The 19,262-nt window shown below is 31.4% G+C and carries 12 protein-coding genes; 3 read left to right on the plus strand and 9 right to left on the minus strand.

Features of this window, described 5'->3' with window-relative positions; genetic code table 11:
- Positions 1-368 precede the first annotated feature (368 nt).
- The 4 genes from secDF to asnB all read right to left on the minus strand — a co-directional run bounded on the left by secDF (position 369) and on the right by asnB (position 8,343).
- Positions 369-3,332 carry a protein translocase subunit SecDF gene (gene secDF / locus RN605_RS05350; RefSeq protein WP_313322881.1) on the minus strand — a complete coding sequence of 988 codons (2,964 nt, stop codon included), beginning with the start codon at positions 3,330-3,332 and terminating at the stop codon, positions 369-371.
- Positions 3,333-3,556: 224 nt separating this feature from the next.
- Positions 3,557-4,489 (minus strand): malate dehydrogenase, encoded by a 933-nt coding sequence (gene mdh / locus RN605_RS05355; RefSeq protein WP_313322883.1) that lies wholly within the window; start codon positions 4,487-4,489, stop codon positions 3,557-3,559.
- Positions 4,490-4,525: 36 nt separating this feature from the next.
- A complete protein-coding gene (gene gyrB / locus RN605_RS05360) occupies positions 4,526-6,466 on the minus strand; it encodes a DNA topoisomerase (ATP-hydrolyzing) subunit B (RefSeq protein WP_313322885.1) in 1,941 nt (646 codons plus the stop codon).
- Positions 6,467-6,654: 188 nt separating this feature from the next.
- Complete coding sequence (gene asnB, locus RN605_RS05365; protein WP_313322887.1) at positions 6,655-8,343, minus strand: asparagine synthase B; 1,689 nt, start codon at positions 8,341-8,343, stop codon at positions 6,655-6,657.
- A 290-nt stretch (positions 8,344-8,633) separates the two neighbouring features.
- Between asnB and RN605_RS05370 the strand changes: the two genes are divergently transcribed.
- Positions 8,634-9,725, plus strand: a complete 1,092-nt coding sequence (locus tag RN605_RS05370) for a hypothetical protein (protein WP_313322888.1) — start codon at positions 8,634-8,636, stop codon at positions 9,723-9,725.
- Positions 9,726-9,750: 25 nt separating this feature from the next.
- Here RN605_RS05370 and RN605_RS05375 read toward each other — a convergent pair whose 3' ends face one another.
- The 3 genes from RN605_RS05375 to RN605_RS05385 are packed head-to-tail and all read right to left on the minus strand — an operon-like array spanning position 9,751 to position 15,038.
- Positions 9,751-10,200, minus strand: coding sequence for a hypothetical protein (locus tag RN605_RS05375; RefSeq protein ID WP_313322890.1), 450 nt, complete (start codon positions 10,198-10,200; stop codon positions 9,751-9,753).
- A gap of 58 nt (positions 10,201-10,258) precedes the next feature.
- Entirely contained in the window at positions 10,259-11,983 is a 1,725-nt protein-coding gene (locus RN605_RS05380; RefSeq protein ID WP_313322891.1) for a TonB-dependent receptor, read from the minus strand.
- A gap of 40 nt (positions 11,984-12,023) precedes the next feature.
- Positions 12,024-15,038, minus strand: coding sequence for a tetratricopeptide repeat protein (locus tag RN605_RS05385; RefSeq protein ID WP_313322893.1), 3,015 nt, complete (start codon positions 15,036-15,038; stop codon positions 12,024-12,026).
- Positions 15,039-15,222: 184 nt separating this feature from the next.
- Between RN605_RS05385 and RN605_RS05390 the strand changes: the two genes are divergently transcribed.
- On the plus strand, positions 15,223-15,906 hold the full coding sequence (locus RN605_RS05390) for a cell division ATP-binding protein FtsE (protein WP_313322895.1): 684 nt from the start codon (positions 15,223-15,225) through the stop codon (positions 15,904-15,906).
- 36 nt (positions 15,907-15,942) lie between these two features.
- On the plus strand, positions 15,943-17,247 hold the full coding sequence (locus tag RN605_RS05395) for a hypothetical protein (protein WP_313322897.1): 1,305 nt from the start codon (positions 15,943-15,945) through the stop codon (positions 17,245-17,247).
- Here the strand turns inward: RN605_RS05395 and RN605_RS05400 are convergent.
- Together RN605_RS05400 and RN605_RS05405 are read right to left on the minus strand one after the other, a co-directional pair.
- Positions 17,244-18,077 (minus strand): 2OG-Fe(II) oxygenase, encoded by an 834-nt coding sequence (locus RN605_RS05400; protein ID WP_313322899.1) that lies wholly within the window; start codon positions 18,075-18,077, stop codon positions 17,244-17,246. The two genes, RN605_RS05395 and RN605_RS05400, sit on opposite strands and share 4 nt — an antisense overlap.
- Complete coding sequence (locus RN605_RS05405) at positions 18,067-19,197, minus strand: hypothetical protein (RefSeq protein WP_313322901.1); 1,131 nt, start codon at positions 19,195-19,197, stop codon at positions 18,067-18,069. The genes RN605_RS05400 and RN605_RS05405 overlap by 11 nt, the downstream gene beginning before the upstream one ends.
- Positions 19,198-19,262: the final 65 nt, after the last annotated feature.

The following is a 19,262-nucleotide window of genomic DNA, read 5'->3' on the forward strand; positions in this document are numbered from 1 at the left end:
ACTACAAATTCATTAAATAATATGTAATATTCAAAAGTAAATTTGTAATATTTAAACATAAATATGTAGGATTTAAAAATAAATATGCCATATTTATAAGTAAATCTGTAGGATTCAAAGAATGATTTGTAATATTCATTAAATGATATGTAGGATTCACTTATGAAAATCTAACATTTAGATATAAATAGGTAATATTCAACTATGAATTCTTAGTATTTAACTATGAATATGGGAGATTTACTTTTGAATGCTTACTATTTTCTTTTAAATGGGTAAGATTTACTAGTAAAGTTGAAGCATATATTATTAAAAAAGAAAAGGGTTAAACTTTGTTTAACCCTTTTCAATTATATATTCAGCTCTATTTATTTTGAATGTCTAGCTTCTATTTCTTCGATGTCTTTTTTACTCATAGTATCGTAAACTACAGGAGTTGCAATGAACAACGATGAATACGTTCCTACCACAATACCTACTAACATGGCGAAGATGAATCCTCGGATTGATTCTCCACCAAATACAAACATGATAAATAATACTATAATCATGGTTAATGAAGTGTTGATGGTTCTTGATAGTGTAGTGTTGATAGAAGCGTTTACTACTTCTTTGAAATTACCTTTTACGTTTCCTGCTAAGAACTCTCTAACACGGTCAAATACAATAACGGTATCATTCATTGAGTATCCAATTACAGTAAGGATTGCTGCAATGAAGTGTTGATCCATTTCCATGTGGAATGGCATGTATTTGTATAGTAATGAGTATAATCCTAACACGAAAATAACGTCGTGAAGTACCGCAGCGATTGCACCTACTGAGTATTGCCATTTGCGGAACGAAATTACTAAGTATAAACCAACTACTAACATTGCTCCGATAACTGCCCAGAACGAGTTGGTTTTGATATCAGCAGAAATAGCGGCACCTACTTTAGATGCTTGTAATACTCCAATAGTTTTTCCGTCGTACGTATTGATGAATTTCTCGTAAGTAACATCTGCGTTGAAGTATTTCTTTAAAGAGTTGTATAATTTTTGGTTTACTTCTTGGTCTACTTCTACTCCGTCTTCTTTGATTTTATATTTAGTAGTAATTCTTAATTGGTTATCATCACCAAATACTTTTGCTTCTACCGTTGCACCAAATTCGGTTGATAATTCTTCAGATACTTGTGTAGCTTCAACTGGTTTTTCGAATTTTACTTGGAACGTTCTTCCTCCAACAAAATCAACACCTTCGTCTAATCCGTTGAAGTAGAATGAAGCACAACTTACAATCACTACAGCAGTAGAGAAAATATAAGACCATTTTCTAACTCTGATGAAATCGAAATGGAAACCTGTAAACCAATTTTTAGTAATATTAGTAGCAAACATTAAACTTCTGTTAGCTTCAATATCTCTATCGATGAAGATACGAGCAATGAAGATAGAAGTAAATAATGAGGTGAAAATACCAATTAATAAGGTAGTTGCGAAACCTTGTATTGGACCTGTACCAAAGATGAATAAGATAGCACCCGTTAATACGTGAGTTACGTTAGCATCGATGATTGAACGCATACCACCTTTCCAACCATAAGCCGCTTTTACCGATTCGCCAAGCGATTTTCCTTCGCGAAGTTCTTCTTTGGCTCTTTCGTAGATGATAATGTTGGCATCAACCGCAGTACCTAATGTTAACACGATACCTGCGATACCTGGTAATGTTAATACAGCACCTAAACTTGCTAAAATTCCGAATAAGAATAATAAGTTTACTAATAAGGCAGCATTTGCATACCAACCAGCTCTACCATAGTAAAACACCATCCATAAACATACTAATAAGAAACCAACGATAGATGAAGTAGTACCAGCATCGATAGCTTTTTGACCTAATGATGGTCCAACCACTTCAGATTGTACGATTTCGGCAGTAGCAGGTAATTTACCAGCTCTTAAAACGTTAGCTAAATCTTTAGTTTCAGTAACCGTAAAGTTTCCTGAAATTTCACTTCTTCCTCCAGAAATTGGTCCTGTAGAAACTCCTGGCGCAGAATAAACTACATCATCAAGAGCAATAGCAATAGCAGTTTTATCAGTATAAACTCTTCCTGTTAGTTCTTCCCAAGCTCTTGCTCCTTGGCCATTCATTTGCATAGAAACGGCTGGTTTTCCTAATTGGTCAAAAGTATCTCTTGCATCAACAATAACACCACCACTTAATGGCGCTACGTCTTCTCTGTTTCCTTTTAAAACATATAATTCAACTGTTTCTGTTTCCTTTTTAGTTTTAGGATCAGTTACAGTTTTTGGTTTACCCCAAGCAAATTTAACGTTAGATTTATCAGCTGGAATTAACGCTCTGATTTCAGGACGGTTTAAATATCCATTGATAGTTTCTACATCTTTACCGTTAGCGATACCTAATATTGGTCCACCACCTTGAGATAATTTATCAAATAATGGGTTGTTTCCTTTTTTAGTTGCAGTAGAATCAGCAGCATTGTCTGTTAATAAAGCAGCAATTGAATCTTTTGGTTTTTCAACTTCAGCAGTTTCTGGTTGAACCGTAGATTTTAAAGCTTCGTTTGCAGCTCCTAAAAATTGATAGAAATCTTCTGCTTTGTATGTTTCCCAAAACTCTAATTCAGCTTTACTAGAAACTAATTTTTTTATACGGTCAACATCTTTTGCACCTGGCAATTCTATTAAGATTCTTCCTGTTTGACCTAATTTTGCAATGTTTGGTTGTGTTACACCAAATTTATCTATACGGCTTCTTAATACTCCAAAAGCAGATTCAACTGATTCATCAACTTTTTTAGCCAATACTTTCTTTACTTGATCATCAGACATACTGAAATCAATTTCACCTTGTAAATTTCTGTTAGCAAAAATTTCAGGAGAAGCTAATTTAGTAGTTCCTTTATTTGCATCAAACGCTTCGAAGAAAGCATCCAAATAACTTTGATTACCTCTTTGATTTCTAGTTGCGTCTTCTAAAGATTTATTGAATACAGGATTTTTAGAATTATTTGACAATCCAATCAATACATCTTTAACTGAAATTTGAAGGATAACGTTAATACCACCTTCAAGGTCAAGTCCTTTATTAATTTGCTTGTCTTTTACTTCATTGTAGGTAAATTGAGTAAATCCTAAACTGAAAACATCTTCCTTACCGATTGAATCAAGATATTTTACTTCTTTTTCTGGATTTCCGCCTGCAAATGCTTTGGCATCATTTTTAACTTTGTTAGCCACAAAAGTGAATGAAAGTTGGTAAATACTTACCAATGCAAATAGAATTGCGAAAAATTTAACTAGTCCTTTATTCTGCATTATTACTAAAAATTAATTAATTTTTTGTTTTTGGTTAAAATTTTTAAAATGAAAACCACTGAAATTCATCGCTTTAAAAAATAAAGTGACAATTTTAGGATAGTTCCCTTTTTTTGAAACGTGCAAATATATAATTCTCAATACGATTAAGCAATTTATTTGTTAAATAATATAAAAAAAAAGACTGCAAAATTGCAGTCTTTTTTAGTTTATACCTTAATATATTATAAATGTGATTTTAAATCTTCATTCATATTACGAACTGCATCTGCACTTTTAGCAAACAAAGCTTTTTCTTCGTCATTTAATTTGATATCAACAATAGATTCTACACCGTTTTTACCAATAATACATGGTACACCAATACAAATATCATTTTGCCCATATTCACCTTCTAAATAAACAGAACATGGAATCATTTTCTTTTGATCGTTTAAAATTGCATCCACTAAATAAGAAACACTTGCGCCTGGTGCGTACCAAGCAGAAGTACCTAATAATCCGGTTAAAGTTGCACCTCCAACCATAGTATCAGCAGCAACTTTCTTCAATTCATCGTTTGATAAAAATTGAGAAACTGGAACACCATTGTAAGATGCCAATCTTGTCAAAGGAATCATCGTTGTATCTCCATGTCCACCAATAACCATTCCTTGAATATCATTTGCTGGTTTATCTAAAGCAAGTGACAAATAGGTTTTAAAACGTGAACTATCTAAAGTTCCACCCATTCCGATGATTCTATTTTTTGGTAATCCCATTGATTTGAATGTCAAATAGGTCATTGTATCCATTGGATTAGAAACAACAACAACAATTGCATTTGGGGAATGTTTTAATAAACTTTCTGCAACTGATTTTACAATTCCTGCATTGATTCCGATTAATTCTTCACGTGTCATTCCTGGTTTTCTAGGAATTCCTGAAGTTATAACTACAACATCACTATTTGCTGTTTTGGCGTAATCATTAGTACAACCTACTATTTTTGTATTGAAACCTAAAGTTGTTTGCGTTTGCATAATATCAAGCGCTTTTCCTTCAGCAAATCCTTCTCTAATATCTAATAACACGATTTCACTCGCAATTCTTCTGTAAGCAATAGCATCAGCACAAGTAGCACCAACGTTTCCTGCTCCTACAATAGTAACTTTCATTTTGTATATTTAATTTGTGTTTGTTTTTAATTTAAATTATGCGTCAATATTTGCATAAACCGCATTTTTCTCAATAAATTCTCTACGAGGCGGAACTTCATCACCCATTAACATTGAGAAGATTCTATCTGCTTCTGCTAAACTATCAATGGTAACTTGGCGTAATGTTCTGAAGTTAGGATCCATTGTGGTTTCCCAAAGTTGCTCAGCATTCATTTCTCCAAGACCTTTATAACGCTGAATAGCAGCACTTCCACCCATTCTTTCATTAGCTTGATCACGTTGAACATCATTCCATGCATATTCTTTTTTATTACCTTTTTTCACTAAATATAATGGTGGCGCAGCTATATAAACATGTCCGTTTTCAATCAACTCTTTCATGAATCGGAAGAAGAATGTTAATATTAAGGTAGAAATGTGACTACCATCAACGTCAGCATCACACATAATAATTACTTTATGATAACGCAGTTTTTCTAAATTCAATGCTTTGCTATCTTCTTCTGTACCGATAGTTACGCCTAAAGCTGTAAATATGTTTCTGATTTCCTCATTTTCAAAAACCTTATGCTGCATTGCTTTCTCAACATTCAAAATTTTTCCACGTAATGGTAAAATAGCTTGAAAATTACGATCACGACCTTGTTTTGCAGTACCACCAGCCGAATCTCCCTCGACAAGATACACTTCACATTTTGCTGGATCTTGTTCTGAACAATCAGATAATTTTCCTGGTAATCCACCGCCGCCAAGAACAGTTTTACGCTGCACCATTTCACGAGCTTTTTTCGCTGCATGACGTGCTTGTGCTGCTAAAATTACTTTCTGAACAATGATTTTAGCATCATTTGGATTTTCTTCCAAATAATTTTCTAACATTTCTGCAACGGCTTGTGAAACTGGAGAAACTACTTCTCTATTACCAAGTTTGGTTTTAGTTTGTCCTTCAAATTGTGGTTCCTGTACTTTTACAGAAATAATAGCAGTCAAACCTTCACGGAAATCATCACCTGATATTTCAAACTTTAATTTTTCTAATAATCCTGAAGCGTCAGCATATTTTTTTAATGTACGAGTTAACCCCATACGGAATCCTTGTAAATGTGTTCCTCCTTCATGAGTGTTAATATTGTTTACATATGAGAAAATATTTTCAGCATAGGAATCGTTATAAATCAAAGCTACTTCAACCGGAATTTCACCCTTTTCATTCTCCATTGAAATCACATGCGAAATGATTGGCACACGATTTCCGTCAAGAAAACGAACAAATTCTTTTAATCCTTCTTTTGAATGAAACACTTCACCCACAAAGCTTCCGTCTTCTTTAACTTCTCTTCTATCGATGAAATTAATCGTGATACCTTTATTCAAAAAAGATAATTCACGCATACGTCCAGCTAATGTATCATAAGAATACACCAAAGTCTGTGTAAAAATAGAGGCATCAGGCTTAAAAGTAACCGTTGTTCCTCTTTTGTCTGTAGTTCCAATTTGCTTTACTGGATACATAGCTTTTCCACGTTCGTACTCTTGTTCCCAAATTACACCTTCACGGAAAACTGTAGCACGTAAATGGTCTGAAAGTGCATTCACACAAGAAACACCTACTCCATGCAAACCTCCGGAAACTTTATACGAATCTTTATCAAATTTTCCTCCAGCTCCAATTTTCGTCATTACAACCTCCAAAGCAGATACGCCTTCTTTTTTGTGCATATCTACCGGAATACCACGACCATTATCTTCAACTGTAATGGAATTGTCTTCATTTATTGTTACACTAATTGTATCACAATGACCAGCTAAAGCTTCATCAATAGAGTTATCAACTACTTCATAAACTAAGTGATGTAAACCTCTAACTCCAGTATCACCAATATACATGGATGGACGCATTCTAACATGCTCCATTCCTTCTAATGCCTGAATACTATCGGCTGAATAATTGTTCTTTTTAATCTCGTCGCTCATATTATTTTATCGTAAAAAATCTGTTTTTTGTCTAACACGCAAATATAACAAAACACATAGGATTTCCTCGTTAAATTTGACAATAAAACCTTGAAGTTATTAACATTTTAGCAATTATTTCAACAAAAAACGCTCATCAAAAATGATGAGCGTTTTTTAACATACAAACTAACTTTTAAACTCTATTTTTAATTTTCTACAACAGCAGATTTAACATAAGCATCATCATGTACATTTGCAACTGCTCTACCCGATGGATCATTCATGTTTTTAAATGCTTCATCCCATTCTAAAGCAATTTTGGTGCTACAGGCTACACTTGCTTCTTGAGGCACGCACAAAGCAGCTGCATCACTAGGAAAATGTTCAGAGAATATCGAACGGTAATAATACTCTTCTTTTGATAAAGGCGTTTGTAATGGAAACTTATATTTAGCATTTGCTAATTGCTCATCAGTGATTTCAACAGCAACCATTGCTTTCAAAGTATCTATCCATGAGTAACCAACACCATCACTAAATTGTTCCTTTTGACGCCATGCAACGCTTTCTGGTAACATCTCTTCAAAAGCTTTACGTAATACCCATTTCTCCATACGTTCGCCATTAATCATTTTGTCTTGTGGATTAATTCTCATAGCGACATCCATAAATTCTTTATCAAGAAATGGCACACGTCCTTCAATTCCCCATGCAGCTAAACTTTTGTTTGCTCTTAAACAGTCATACATATGGAGTTTACTCAATTTACGAACGGTTTCTTCGTGAAATTCTCTTGCATTTGGTGCTTTGTGAAAATACAAATAACCTCCAAACAACTCATCCGAACCTTCACCCGAAAGCACCATTTTTATACCCATCGATTTGATAACTCTTGCCATTAAATACATTGGAGTTGATGCTCTAATCGTAGTTACATCATAGGTTTCAAGATTATATATTACATCGCGAACCGCATCCAATCCTTCTTGAATAGTAAATTTGATTTCATGGTGAATAGTTCCTATGTGTTCAGCAACTTTCTTAGCGGCAGCTAAATCGGGTGAACCTTCTAATCCAACAGCAAAAGAATGCAATTGTGGATACCAAGCATCTTGCGTATCGCCTGACTCGATTCTTTTTTGAGCATATTTTTTAGCAACAGCCGATGTGATTGAGGAATCTAAACCTCCCGAAAGTAATACTCCATAAGGTACATCGCTCATTAATTGACGATGAACTGCTGCTTCTAAAGCTTTCTTTATTTCAGTAATACTCGTTTCGTTGTCTTTTACGGCTTCATAATCGGTCCATTCTCTTTTATACCATTGCACCAACTCACCATCTTTACTACTCATGTAATATCCTGGAGGAAAGAGTTCTATTTTAGTACAGAAACCTTCAAGTGCTTTCAATTCTGATGCTACGTAGAATGTTCCATATTGATCCCAACCAATATATAAAGGTATAATTCCCATGTGGTCGCGCGCAATAAAATATTCGTCTTTTTCAACATCATAAATAGCAAAACCAAAGATTCCGTTCATTTCGTCAACAAAATGAACTCCTTTTTCCTGATATAATGCCAAAATCACTTCGCAATCACTTTCAGTTTGGAAATTATACTTTCCATCAAACTGTTTGCGCAACTCTCTGTGGTTATAGATTTCACCGTTAGCAGCTAAAACCAGTTTTTTATCTTCAGTAAACAAAGGTTGTTTTCCCGACGCTGGGTCAACAATAGCTAAACGTTCGTGAGCCAAAATTGCTTTATCGTTGCTATAGATGCCGCTCCAATCTGGTCCGCGATGACGAATGATTTTTGCCATTTCCAACACCTGTGGTCGCAAGGTTTCTGATTTTTGTTTTAGTTCAAAGGCACATACTATTCCACACATATTCTTTATTCTTTATTCTTTATTTTTTATTTTTTATTTGTTGATTCGGTTATTTTGAAATTTTATTTGTAATTCAGAAGCAAAGATGCAATTATAGATATAATTTAAAAATAAAAAGATATTTTTAGTTATAATATATAACTAAAAAATTCATTTTAATTGAAAATTTTAATAAAAAAGTTAGATTAATTCTATTTGATTTAAAAATATATACTTTTGAATAAAAAAATATGCAACGTTTCCTATTACTATTTTACAAGTTCCTATTTATTTTTATAAATCTTTTGTTTTTGTATAGATATAGCATAAGACAAGATTATATTCCCTACTATTGTTTATTATTCGTTTACATTTTATTTTCAACACTATTTCTTTGGAAAAACATTTTTGACAATTCAATTTTTTCAAAAATCAAACCTAAAACTTTATATTTAGTTTTTTCAACAACCGTTATTATTATTGTTTTTTTGATTGTTCACAATGTCGATGGTTACACACTAAATGTTGATAGATGGTCTGCTATGGATGTTGGAATTAAGTCAATTTTAAATGGTGAATATCCATATATAGCTAAAGATCATTTAAATCAATATACATCTAATTTACCTAGCCTTTTTATTATTGGTTTACCTTTTTATTTACTAGGAAATGTTGCTTATTTACAAGTATTCTCTTGTGCAATACTATTCTATACAATTCAACATTATTTTGAAACAAAAAAATCTCTGTATTTCATTTTACTCTTAATAATTTCACCAGCTTTTTGGTGGGAAATATTCTGTTTAAGTGATTTAATGAGTAATGTGTTTTTTATATTATGCTTTCTAATTTATTACAATCATAATTTTTCAAATGACAAATTCAAAAAGCCAATTTTATTAGGAAGTATTTTGGCTTTCTTTATTTTAACCAGAGGAATTGTATTAGTACCATTTGTTTTATTCTTTTTCTCTGATTTTTGGAAAACTACTTTAATAACAAAAACTAAATTAATCATCTCTGGATTAGTTGTTTTTTGTTTATTAATCTTTATGGCTATTCATAATTGTGAAAATTTAGAAACTTTAATCGAATACAATCCGTTATGGTTGCAAACAATATTACTTCCCAAATACATCGTAATTTTTTGTTTATTACTTCCTTTTTTTATATCGTATAAAATAAAGAATTTCTATGACGATTTTTTAAAGGCTACTATATTTTTAATGATTTTGCCAGTTGTAATTGCTTTTTTAATTAAAATATTTCAAGATGGTCTTTACATAATTTTAACCAAGAAATTTTTTGATTTATCATACTTATCAATGGTTTTTCCATTTATGATATTACTTTTCATAAATCCAAAAAAAATCAAGATTAAAAAACAAATAGTTCAAAATTAATCAACTCGTTTCAGTAATTACCAATCTAAATAATTGAATCAATCGAATATTTCTTTCCATTGATTTCAAAGGAATGTCCTACCCGATTTCCTATAATATTACTTCCTAATGGCGCATTTGGAGAAACAGCAAAGATGGTTTTGTCTTCTACTATAATTTTAGGCAAAGCGGAAGAAATGAATACCCATAAATCGTTAACTTTTACCAAACTTCCCAAAGCACCTACTCGATGTTCGCGGGTGACATCAATGTTATCAAGAATCGTCTTTTGGTCTAATAGTTCTTTAAGTTTATAATTTAGTTTTTCTTGCTCCAAATGCATCATTGAAAGCGCCGTTTCGTGTTTGTCGCCTGCACTACCTTTTGCATCGTTCTGTGCATCTTCAGTTAGACTAGTAATCATATCATGAAACACATCAATGCGGTCTTGAATAAGTTCTTTGTATCTGTGAAGTATCGTTTCTTTTTTTATCATAGCTTGTAAACAAAAAATCCTGCATTATTGTGCAGGATTATTACTGTTTGCATGTTTATTAAAAATCAAATTTATAACTCGCTCCTACTAAAACTTGCAATCCTTGTACTGGGAAGTTTAACCAACGTTGGTAATCTTGGTTTGCCAGGTTGTTTCCTTTTAAAAAGAAGGTTAAACGCTCGTTGTGTTTATAGCCTACATGTGCATTCAGGTCAAAATAGCTGTCTAAAGTTACTACTTTATCTTCGGGTGCAGGATTGGTTAAAAGTGCAACATGCATAAAGTCTTTTCTTTCGCCTACAAAGAATATTTTTGTACCAGCATACCATTTTGGAGTGATGTTCACATCAAGGTTGGCAGCCAAATTAAGGCTAGGCAGGTTCCAAGCTTCTGCTTCTGCATCGGTATTAAAACTGCTAAAGGTTCCGTTGATTCCAAACGACACATTTTTAGAAAAATCAGCCTTTAATTCTCCGAAGAAGCTCAGCGTTTTAACTCTGTCATAGGCTACATTGAAAGAGTTTCCATAATGATAACCCTCATTACCTACCGATTCCTCATATCCGTTGCTTTTAAACAAAGGTTTGTTTTCTTCATTCAAATATGAAGCACGAAGATTATAGCTCACAGAGTTTGCTAGCTTTCCTTTTAACCCAAGAAACACATCATATTTTTGATCGGTTGGAGCCACGAAAATGGTTGGCGAAAGGAAGAAATTTTGGTCTACAAATTCTTTATACGAATTTTGTTTAAGCGTTCCTTCTAATCCAGCATAAGCAATCATTAAATCGCCAACTACTTTATAAGATCCAACAACCTGCGGATAGATGAAGAACTTACTTTCTCCTGATTCTTGCGCTGAACTATAAAACAGTCCAACACCTGCATTGACCGAAAGGTCGTCTTTTTGCAATTTTACGCTCGGTGTAACCCCAAAATTGGTGTATCCGTATTTATAAGAACCGCCACCGTTGTAGGTTTTGTCAAATGTTCCGCTGATGTAATCAACCACAAAGCCAACATTTATTTTCTCCTCAATAATATCAAACTCTAAATTAGGTTTTGCTACAAAACGATTTTCAGCTGAACCAAAAGCATCCCAAAAACGGCTGAATTTAAGCGTGCTTTCCTTTAAAAAAGAATCGCCAAGACTCAATCGTCCGCCAAGATACAGGTTGTGATAGGTTTGTTGTTCATCTATTCCATCAATAGTAGTTTGGTCAAAAAAACTTGGGAAAATTCCATACCAATTGTACACTTGGTGTTGATAACCAGCATCTGCATTCCAAGTCAATGCTCGAGTTCTACTTCCATAGGTTAAATCTAAAGAAGTATTATAGAATTTATCATCGAGAATGACATCTTTAATTCCGCCTTGCGAAGAACTATGACGCAACATTCCTCCAAAATAATCGGTGTTGCTCACATTTTCAGTCACAAAAAGCTCTGCTTGAATTGTTCCATAATTACCAGCAGCTAGAGTCAAGTAGTTTTTAAAAATTTTCTCTGTCGCTGATTTTTCTACGTTGGCTGCTCTACCTTTTGATGGCGTAAAAGTTGAAGCCACAGGAAACGAAAAAATATTGTATTGAATATTTTCCTTTTTTGAGGTTTCATCATCATCAAACGATGGTGTTTCTTTCACTTTAAACGCATCCGATATGGTTGGCGAATAAGGTTTTACAACATTTACCACTTCTGTTCCGATGTTTTCGTCTTTCTTCTGTGCAAAAATTACATTCGAAAAAAGTGTTATGATAACTATATATTTTAAATTTCTCATATTGATTTACTTTATAATCTTTTTGGGCAAAAAGGATAAATTAATTAGTAATTGATGAATTTGTTTTTGATTCTTCCGCTTTTATTTTTTGCAACTCTTGCGTAGCTTCTTCCACTACATCAGGAAACTGAGTGAAGTTTTTGATAACGCTATCCAAAATATAAGTGGCATTGAAACTATCCTTCAATCCGTAGAAGTTTTTTGCCATAACGATTAAACCTTTTGAGCCAAAATACTTGTATCCGGAATAGTCTTTTGACAATTTCTGCACGGCTTTGTTTGAATCTTCAAATTTTCCGTCTTTGTTTTTGAAATAAGCATCATAATATAATGCCTCGGCTGCCAATTCTCCTTTAGCAATGGTTAACAATTTAGCATAGGCAGCTCTGGCTTTTACTTCATCATTTGCTTTTATAGCCGAACGCGCCACGATTATTTGAGCATCGCTTTTTACTTTATCATCTGTTTTTGGATTTGCCAAAACTTTATCGGCATAAGTAACCGCATTTGGATAATCTTTTTGTTCAAAATAAGCACGCATTAAGTTTGCCTGAGCAAAGGTTACATTTTGAGGAAATTCTGCCTCAGCTTCTAAACGTTTCAACACAGGAACAGCTTTTGCAAAATCGTCTTTCTTTAAATGAATCTCGCAAAGACGTGCTAAAGATTGCTCGGTAAACTCGTTGCGTGATTTGCTGATTACGTATTCATAACCCGAAATAGCGTTAGTTGGCAAACCATCTGCAAAGTAGGATTGCGCCAAATAGAAGTTGGCTTTCAACGCATGCAAACCGTTTGGAAACTTGGCAATATAACTGCTCAAGCTTGTGATTGCCTGCTTGGTATTGTTTTGTAAAAATTGTTTCTCAGCAGCTTCATAAGTATCATTATCTAAATCGGCATCAGAAACTTCAATAAAATCTAAAGTTCTAACCCATGATGCATATTCATCAACTCTGCCTTTATCCATATAAATCAAACGTGCAGTTGAAACCGCTTCAATTGCCTCTGGACTTCTAGGATAATCAGCCGCTACTTTTTTAAATTTAGTTAATGCTAAATCTTCTTTTTGATTATTATAGTACACCAAACCTTGCTTCAACATTGATCTAGCCGAATACGTTCCATTTTTAGATTCTGCTAATAATTGATCGTAGGTTTTAATAGCCAAATCGGTTTTTCCTTCATTAACATAAGTATTTCCTAGTTCATACAAAGCATCATCACGATATTGTGAGGTTTTGAAATTTTGCAAAAATTTATTGAAATCTTCAATTTTTCTATCATTTCTAGAAACAAAACCATAACTCAACGCTTTTTGAAAAGCGGCATAATCAGCATCGATTCCTTTCATTTCAATAGCTTTGTTGTAAGCATCCATTGCTGGCCAATACTTTGAAGTCACAAATCGGCTGTCGCCTAAACGCAAATAAGAATCATTCAAACGAACCTTATCATCTTTAACCAAGTCTATTTGTTTTTGAAATGAATCTGCAGCTTGGTCGTATTCTTTTTTCTTAAAATAAGCGTAAGCGATGTTGTAATTAATGTTTTTGTATTCTGGTGTGTTCTTAGCTTCAGAATAATTTTCAAACTGCTTAAAGCTTAGTAAAGCATCGCTGAAATTATCTAAAATATATTCCGTTTCACCTTTCCAAAACGTTGCTCTTGCCGTAAACTTGGCTACTTTTTGTTCAGCAATTGATTTTTTGAACATTGATAAAGCTTCGTTATAGTTTCCATCAGTATACAATTCTAAACCACGATAAAAAGTAACTTTTTGATAAGCTTCTTTGTTTGCCGCTGATTTATTTTTTTCCAAAAGAACCAATGCATCTTTATAATTTTTAGAAGTAATGTATGAATTAATTAGAAGTGTTTCAATTTCTAATTTGTTTGGCGTATTAGGATATTTTGCTAAAAATGAAGCCAAAACATCTGGGACACTTTGGTATGAGTTTCCAATTTCGTAACTCAATTTAGCATAATTTAAATTAGCATCTTCTTGAATTTTTTTATCAAAATCCATTTCAGAAGCATTTTTGAAAGCATTTAAGGCTTGTTGCTTTTTATCTGTTTTCAAATAACTTTCACCTAAATGATAATAGCCATTTTGAGCAACAAAGTCTTTACCATCAATTATTTTATTGAATTGAGAAATAGCATTTTCATAATCTTTTTGTTGGTAATAAGTGTAACCCAATTGATAATAATCAGTATTACTCCATTTTCCTTTTTTGCCTTTGTATTCTTTTAAATAAGGTAACGCTTTGTCGTATTGTTTTAAATTAAAATAGCTTTCACCAATAATTTTATTCAATTCCGATTTCTCCATTGCATTCGATTTTGGTATTGCTACCAAACCAGCATCAATAGCTTTTTGAAATTCACCTAATTTAAAATGCATGTCTGCCTTGAAATAGGATAATTTCTCTTTGTATTTTTCTTCACCAGAAACTTGATCGAAATATTTATTCGCTTCCTGATAATTATCGCCTTCGTAGGCTAAAAAACCTAAATAATATTTGGCTTGCGATCCATATTCTTTAGAATTTACTACTTTATTAAAATAATTTGTTGCTTCTTTTTTGTTTTTTGCTGTAAAATAAGAATAACCTTTCTGAAAATTAAACTTTTCTTGTTCACCATAAGTCAAAGTACTTTCATCTACTTTATCGAAGTATTCTAAAGCTTGCGGATATTTTCCTTCCTCAAAATAAAATTGAGCAACTTCTTTATAAGCTTGATTTTGCTTCGAACTTGTTGGATAATCTGAAACAAATTTCTCCATCATTTCATCAGCATTCGACTGATTCAAACGAATAGCACAAGTTGCGATATAATAAGCACAATCTGCCTGTGTATCAATGTTTTTGTTTTCTTGCTTAACTTTTTCAAAAATAATTTGTGCTGATTGATACTGTTTGTTTTTGAACAACTCAATAGCTTTATCAAATTCACTCAAATTATTGGTATAAATTTCAGATTGTTGAGCCGATAACTGACTGATTCCTAAAATAAATACGAGAAAATAAAGGACTGCTTTTTTTTGCATTGCTTAAAAATTTACTTTTTTCAAAAATAGAACTCTATATACTATAACGTAAAAGGTTACTATTTTATTATAAACATTCTTTTAAACAATTTGTTAAAAATGGTTAATAACTCTAAAGTAGTTCTTTTTTGGGTTTGGAAATTGGGCTTTTTATTTATTACTTTTACAACATAAAATTACAAAAATGTCAGAATCAGTTTTATCCTTAAAGAATGTTACCATTTATCAAAGTCACAAAGTTATTTTGTCGAAAATAAACCTTGAAGTAACCAAAGGTGAGTTCTTGTACATCATAGGAAAAACAGGAGCTGGAAAAAGTAGTTTTATGAAAACTTTGTATGGCGATTTGCCTTTAACTGAAGGTGAAGGAAACATTGTTGGCTATGATTTAAAAACATTATTAGAAAGAGATATTCCTTTTTTGAGAAGAAAAATTGGAATTGTTTTTCAAGATTTTCAATTATTACCCGATAGAAATATCAACGAAAACTTATTATTTGTTCTAAAAGCAACTGGTTGGAAAAATGCCAAAGACATGCAAGATAAAATTGACAATGTTTTGAATAGTGTTGGAATGCAATCTTTTGCAAATAAAATGCCACATCAACTCTCGGGCGGAGAGCAACAACGTGTAGCAATTGCAAGAGCTTTGTTAAATGACCCAGAATTAATTTTAGCCGATGAACCAACGGGAAACCTTGATCCACAGACGAGTGTTGAAGTTATGGCAGTTTTAAAAAAAATTAATGAACAAGGAAAAACCATCATTATGTCAACACATGATTATGCTTTAATCATGAAATTTCCAACTAAAACGCTTAAATGCGAAGACAGTACTATTTTTGAAGTGGTACAAAAAACGGTTTAAAGCAATCTAAATTATTCATTTAAAAAAAATGCTTAGATGAGTAAATTAGTTATTTCTTTTATCAAAAAAAATCCAATTTCATTTCTTGTTATTTATGGAATAATAATACGTTCATTAGTTTTATTTTTCTATCAAATTCCAACGTTATTTCCAGATTCTGATGGCTATATTGAATTAGCTTCAAAAATTTCTACTTTTTCTTTAGATGGTTATGGTGGAACTAGAAGTCCAGGTTATCCTTTATTGATTTTCTTAACTGGAAACTGGCTGAAGTTGACCATAATTTTTCAATTCTTTTTGGGAATTATAACTTCTATTTTATGTTTCAAAATTGCTTATGAATTATTGCAGAACAAAAAAACTGCTTTCATAACTACTTTTTTATTCAGCAGTTTAATTCATATTGTTTTTTTTGAAACTTCAATTTTGACAGAAGCTTTTACTTATTTTTTAATTAGCTATTTATTTTATTTACTGATTAAAAACAAACTAGAAAATTCATCATCTAAGCAAGATTTAGGTTTAAGTTTTCTTCTAGGTTTTTTAGTATTAGTTAAACCTTTTTATATCTTTTTTCCGTTTCTGATTTTCGTAGCTTATTCGTTCAATAACTTCAATTTGAAAAAAATAATTAGCAGAAAATTAGTGATTTTTATATTTCCATTATTGACTTTTTTAGGTTGGTCTTATGTAAATAAATTAAACACAGGTTATTTTACATCAACTACTTTGTATGGATTCAATATGGCGCAAAACTGCGTTTCTTTTGCAGAAAACACAACAGAAGAATACAAGGAAATTGGAACTATTTATGCAAAATATCGAGATTATAATATACAACAAAATAAAAGTGTTGAAATGTCTATTTGGGATGCACATCTTGAATTAGAAAAACACACAAAACTTTCGCTACCTGATTTATCCAGCAAATTGAGTAATTACAGTAATGCAACCATTAAACTTAATCCAACTGAATATCTAAAGCAAGTTTTTGTTTCCTGGTGGAATTTTTGGAAAACGAATTTATATATTGATGAACAAAATTTTTACTTAAAAAAATCAAATTCCTTTTTCGATTGTCTTTGGAATGTTGAACATTTTCCACTTCGCTTGTTTAAAATATTCTTCTTAATAACAATTCCAATGCAGTTGATTTCATTTTTTAAATCAAAAAAAATAGATACTGTATTTTTAATTACATTATTGATCTTTGCTGCATCAATTTTACAAGCACTTGTAACTTATGGAACCAATTCCAGGTTTAGTTATCCGTTTGAATTTGTTATGGCAATTATTGTGTTAGTTCAAGCTAAAAAATATTTCACAAAAATTAGAAATTAATTTTTCTTCTGTTCTTTTTTATAAACATGTGGATTTTCTTTAACGCCTTTTTTGAAAATTCGTCTCAAATTCATTCTAATAAAAGAATCCATTCTTAATATAATATCTGAAAATCTATTTTCTGGTCGTCCTCGAAAAGATGTTACATGAAATCTATCTGATTCTAGATAAGGATTTCTTGAAAAATAATAATTCGAAACACAACAGCGATAACCCTCAAAAACTACTGGCGAAACCGAATGTAATGATTGGTTATGCGTAACCATAACCGCTAACCTATTGAACTTACTATGAATAGTTATTTGTTTTTCTTCAATTCCATTTGGCCAAAGTTCTAAATTTCCGCCATATTCTTCTTTCCAATCTGGAGTCACATAGTAAAGTAAATTTAAAACACGCCATAAATTCCTGTCCTTGTCATGTGAATTATCAAGATGTGGATTCAAATATTGATTTTTCCCCATCATAGAAATTCCGCCAGCATACAAATTATCATCAGGCAATATCTCAGAAATAGAACAAATTTCACCAATAAGATTAACAATCCTCAAATCTTGAAACGAATAAATAACTTCTTCCAACAAAGGATTGTAATTATTCATTTGTGCAGCAATATACTTGTGCTCTCGGATGTTTTTCTTCAAAATCATTTCTTCTGGTCTCGGAAAAACTTCGTGAATTTTGATTGCGATTTCTATTGGCAATAAATCATCTAAATAAAAATATTTAATTGTGACATCAGAATTTTGAAAATTATTTATCAACTCTGTTTTCTTATTGGAAAGAGTTTCAAAAATTAAATCAGCTATTATTTTTCGATTATAAATCATTTTCAAAAATTGTATTTATCAAAAGTTTTGCATTCACATCGTCATTCATATATGATTCTAAAAGCATTTTTCTTTTTTCAAAATCAGAAAAAGGAATATTAATTAATGATTCAACTTTAGAAATTATATCATCACTCGAAGAAACAAACTCACATAAATCAGTTAATTTACTATCGTCTGAAATATTTTCATTTATCAAGCAAAATCTACTATTATACAACGAATTTAATAATTTTAATTTAGTTCCCGACTGTTGAAATGAAATCATGATATTGATGTGCGCATCAACTAAAATATCTTGTAAATGTTCAAAATCATTTATTTTAACAAATGAAATATTATTGTAGTTTTTAATTCTTTTCTGAACAAAATTTTCGTTTTCAGAAGCAGCAATAACCAAGTTATAGTTTATTTTTTTAAAAATATCAATTAGTTGGATAACTGCTTTTTTATTATCTGACATTCGCAAATCACCATGATAAACAGCATATTTTCCAAAACCATTATGAGTTTTTACTATTTTATTACCGTGAAAAACAGGAATATAATTTGTTTTTGGTTTGATAAAATTGTTTATTATGTATGTTTCTTCATTTTTAGAAAGAGTTATTATTTTTTGAAACTCATTAATAACATTTTCATACTTTTTAAATTTTAAAGCCTCAAAAGAAAATAAAATTTTCTTTATAAAATTGGTTTCGCTTTTAGAAATTCCTTTAAAATAAAGCTGTTCAATGTTATGTAATCGAAGAATTTTTATTTTATTTTTAAAAAAACCTTTTTTAACTAGATAAGTAGTTTTTAAACCCTCAAATAAAATTGGTGCATCAGCAGATTCAATATTCTGAACTAATTCTCTATTATTTCTGGTGAAAACTGAAAAAGGAATGTATGAAAAAAACAAAAAAGGATTCTTATTCTTTTTATAAAAAAAAACCTTTGAAGTTACATCTTTAAGTTCATCAAATTTATTTGGAATAGTATCAACAAAACAGTGAAAATATATTGAAACCCCTAATTCGTGGATAGGTTTTAATTTATAATAAACTTCAATAATTCCTCCATAAAATGGTGGAAATGGATTGTCGAAACTTACTATATGTACAATTTTATTTGACATTTATAGTGACAAAAGTACTATTTTAAAAAATAAAAAGAGTGTTTTAATTATATTTGAATTTAAAA

Source organism: Flavobacterium sp. PMTSA4 (genome assembly GCF_032098525.1).
Lineage (GTDB): Bacteria > Bacteroidota > Bacteroidia > Flavobacteriales > Flavobacteriaceae > Flavobacterium > Flavobacterium capsici.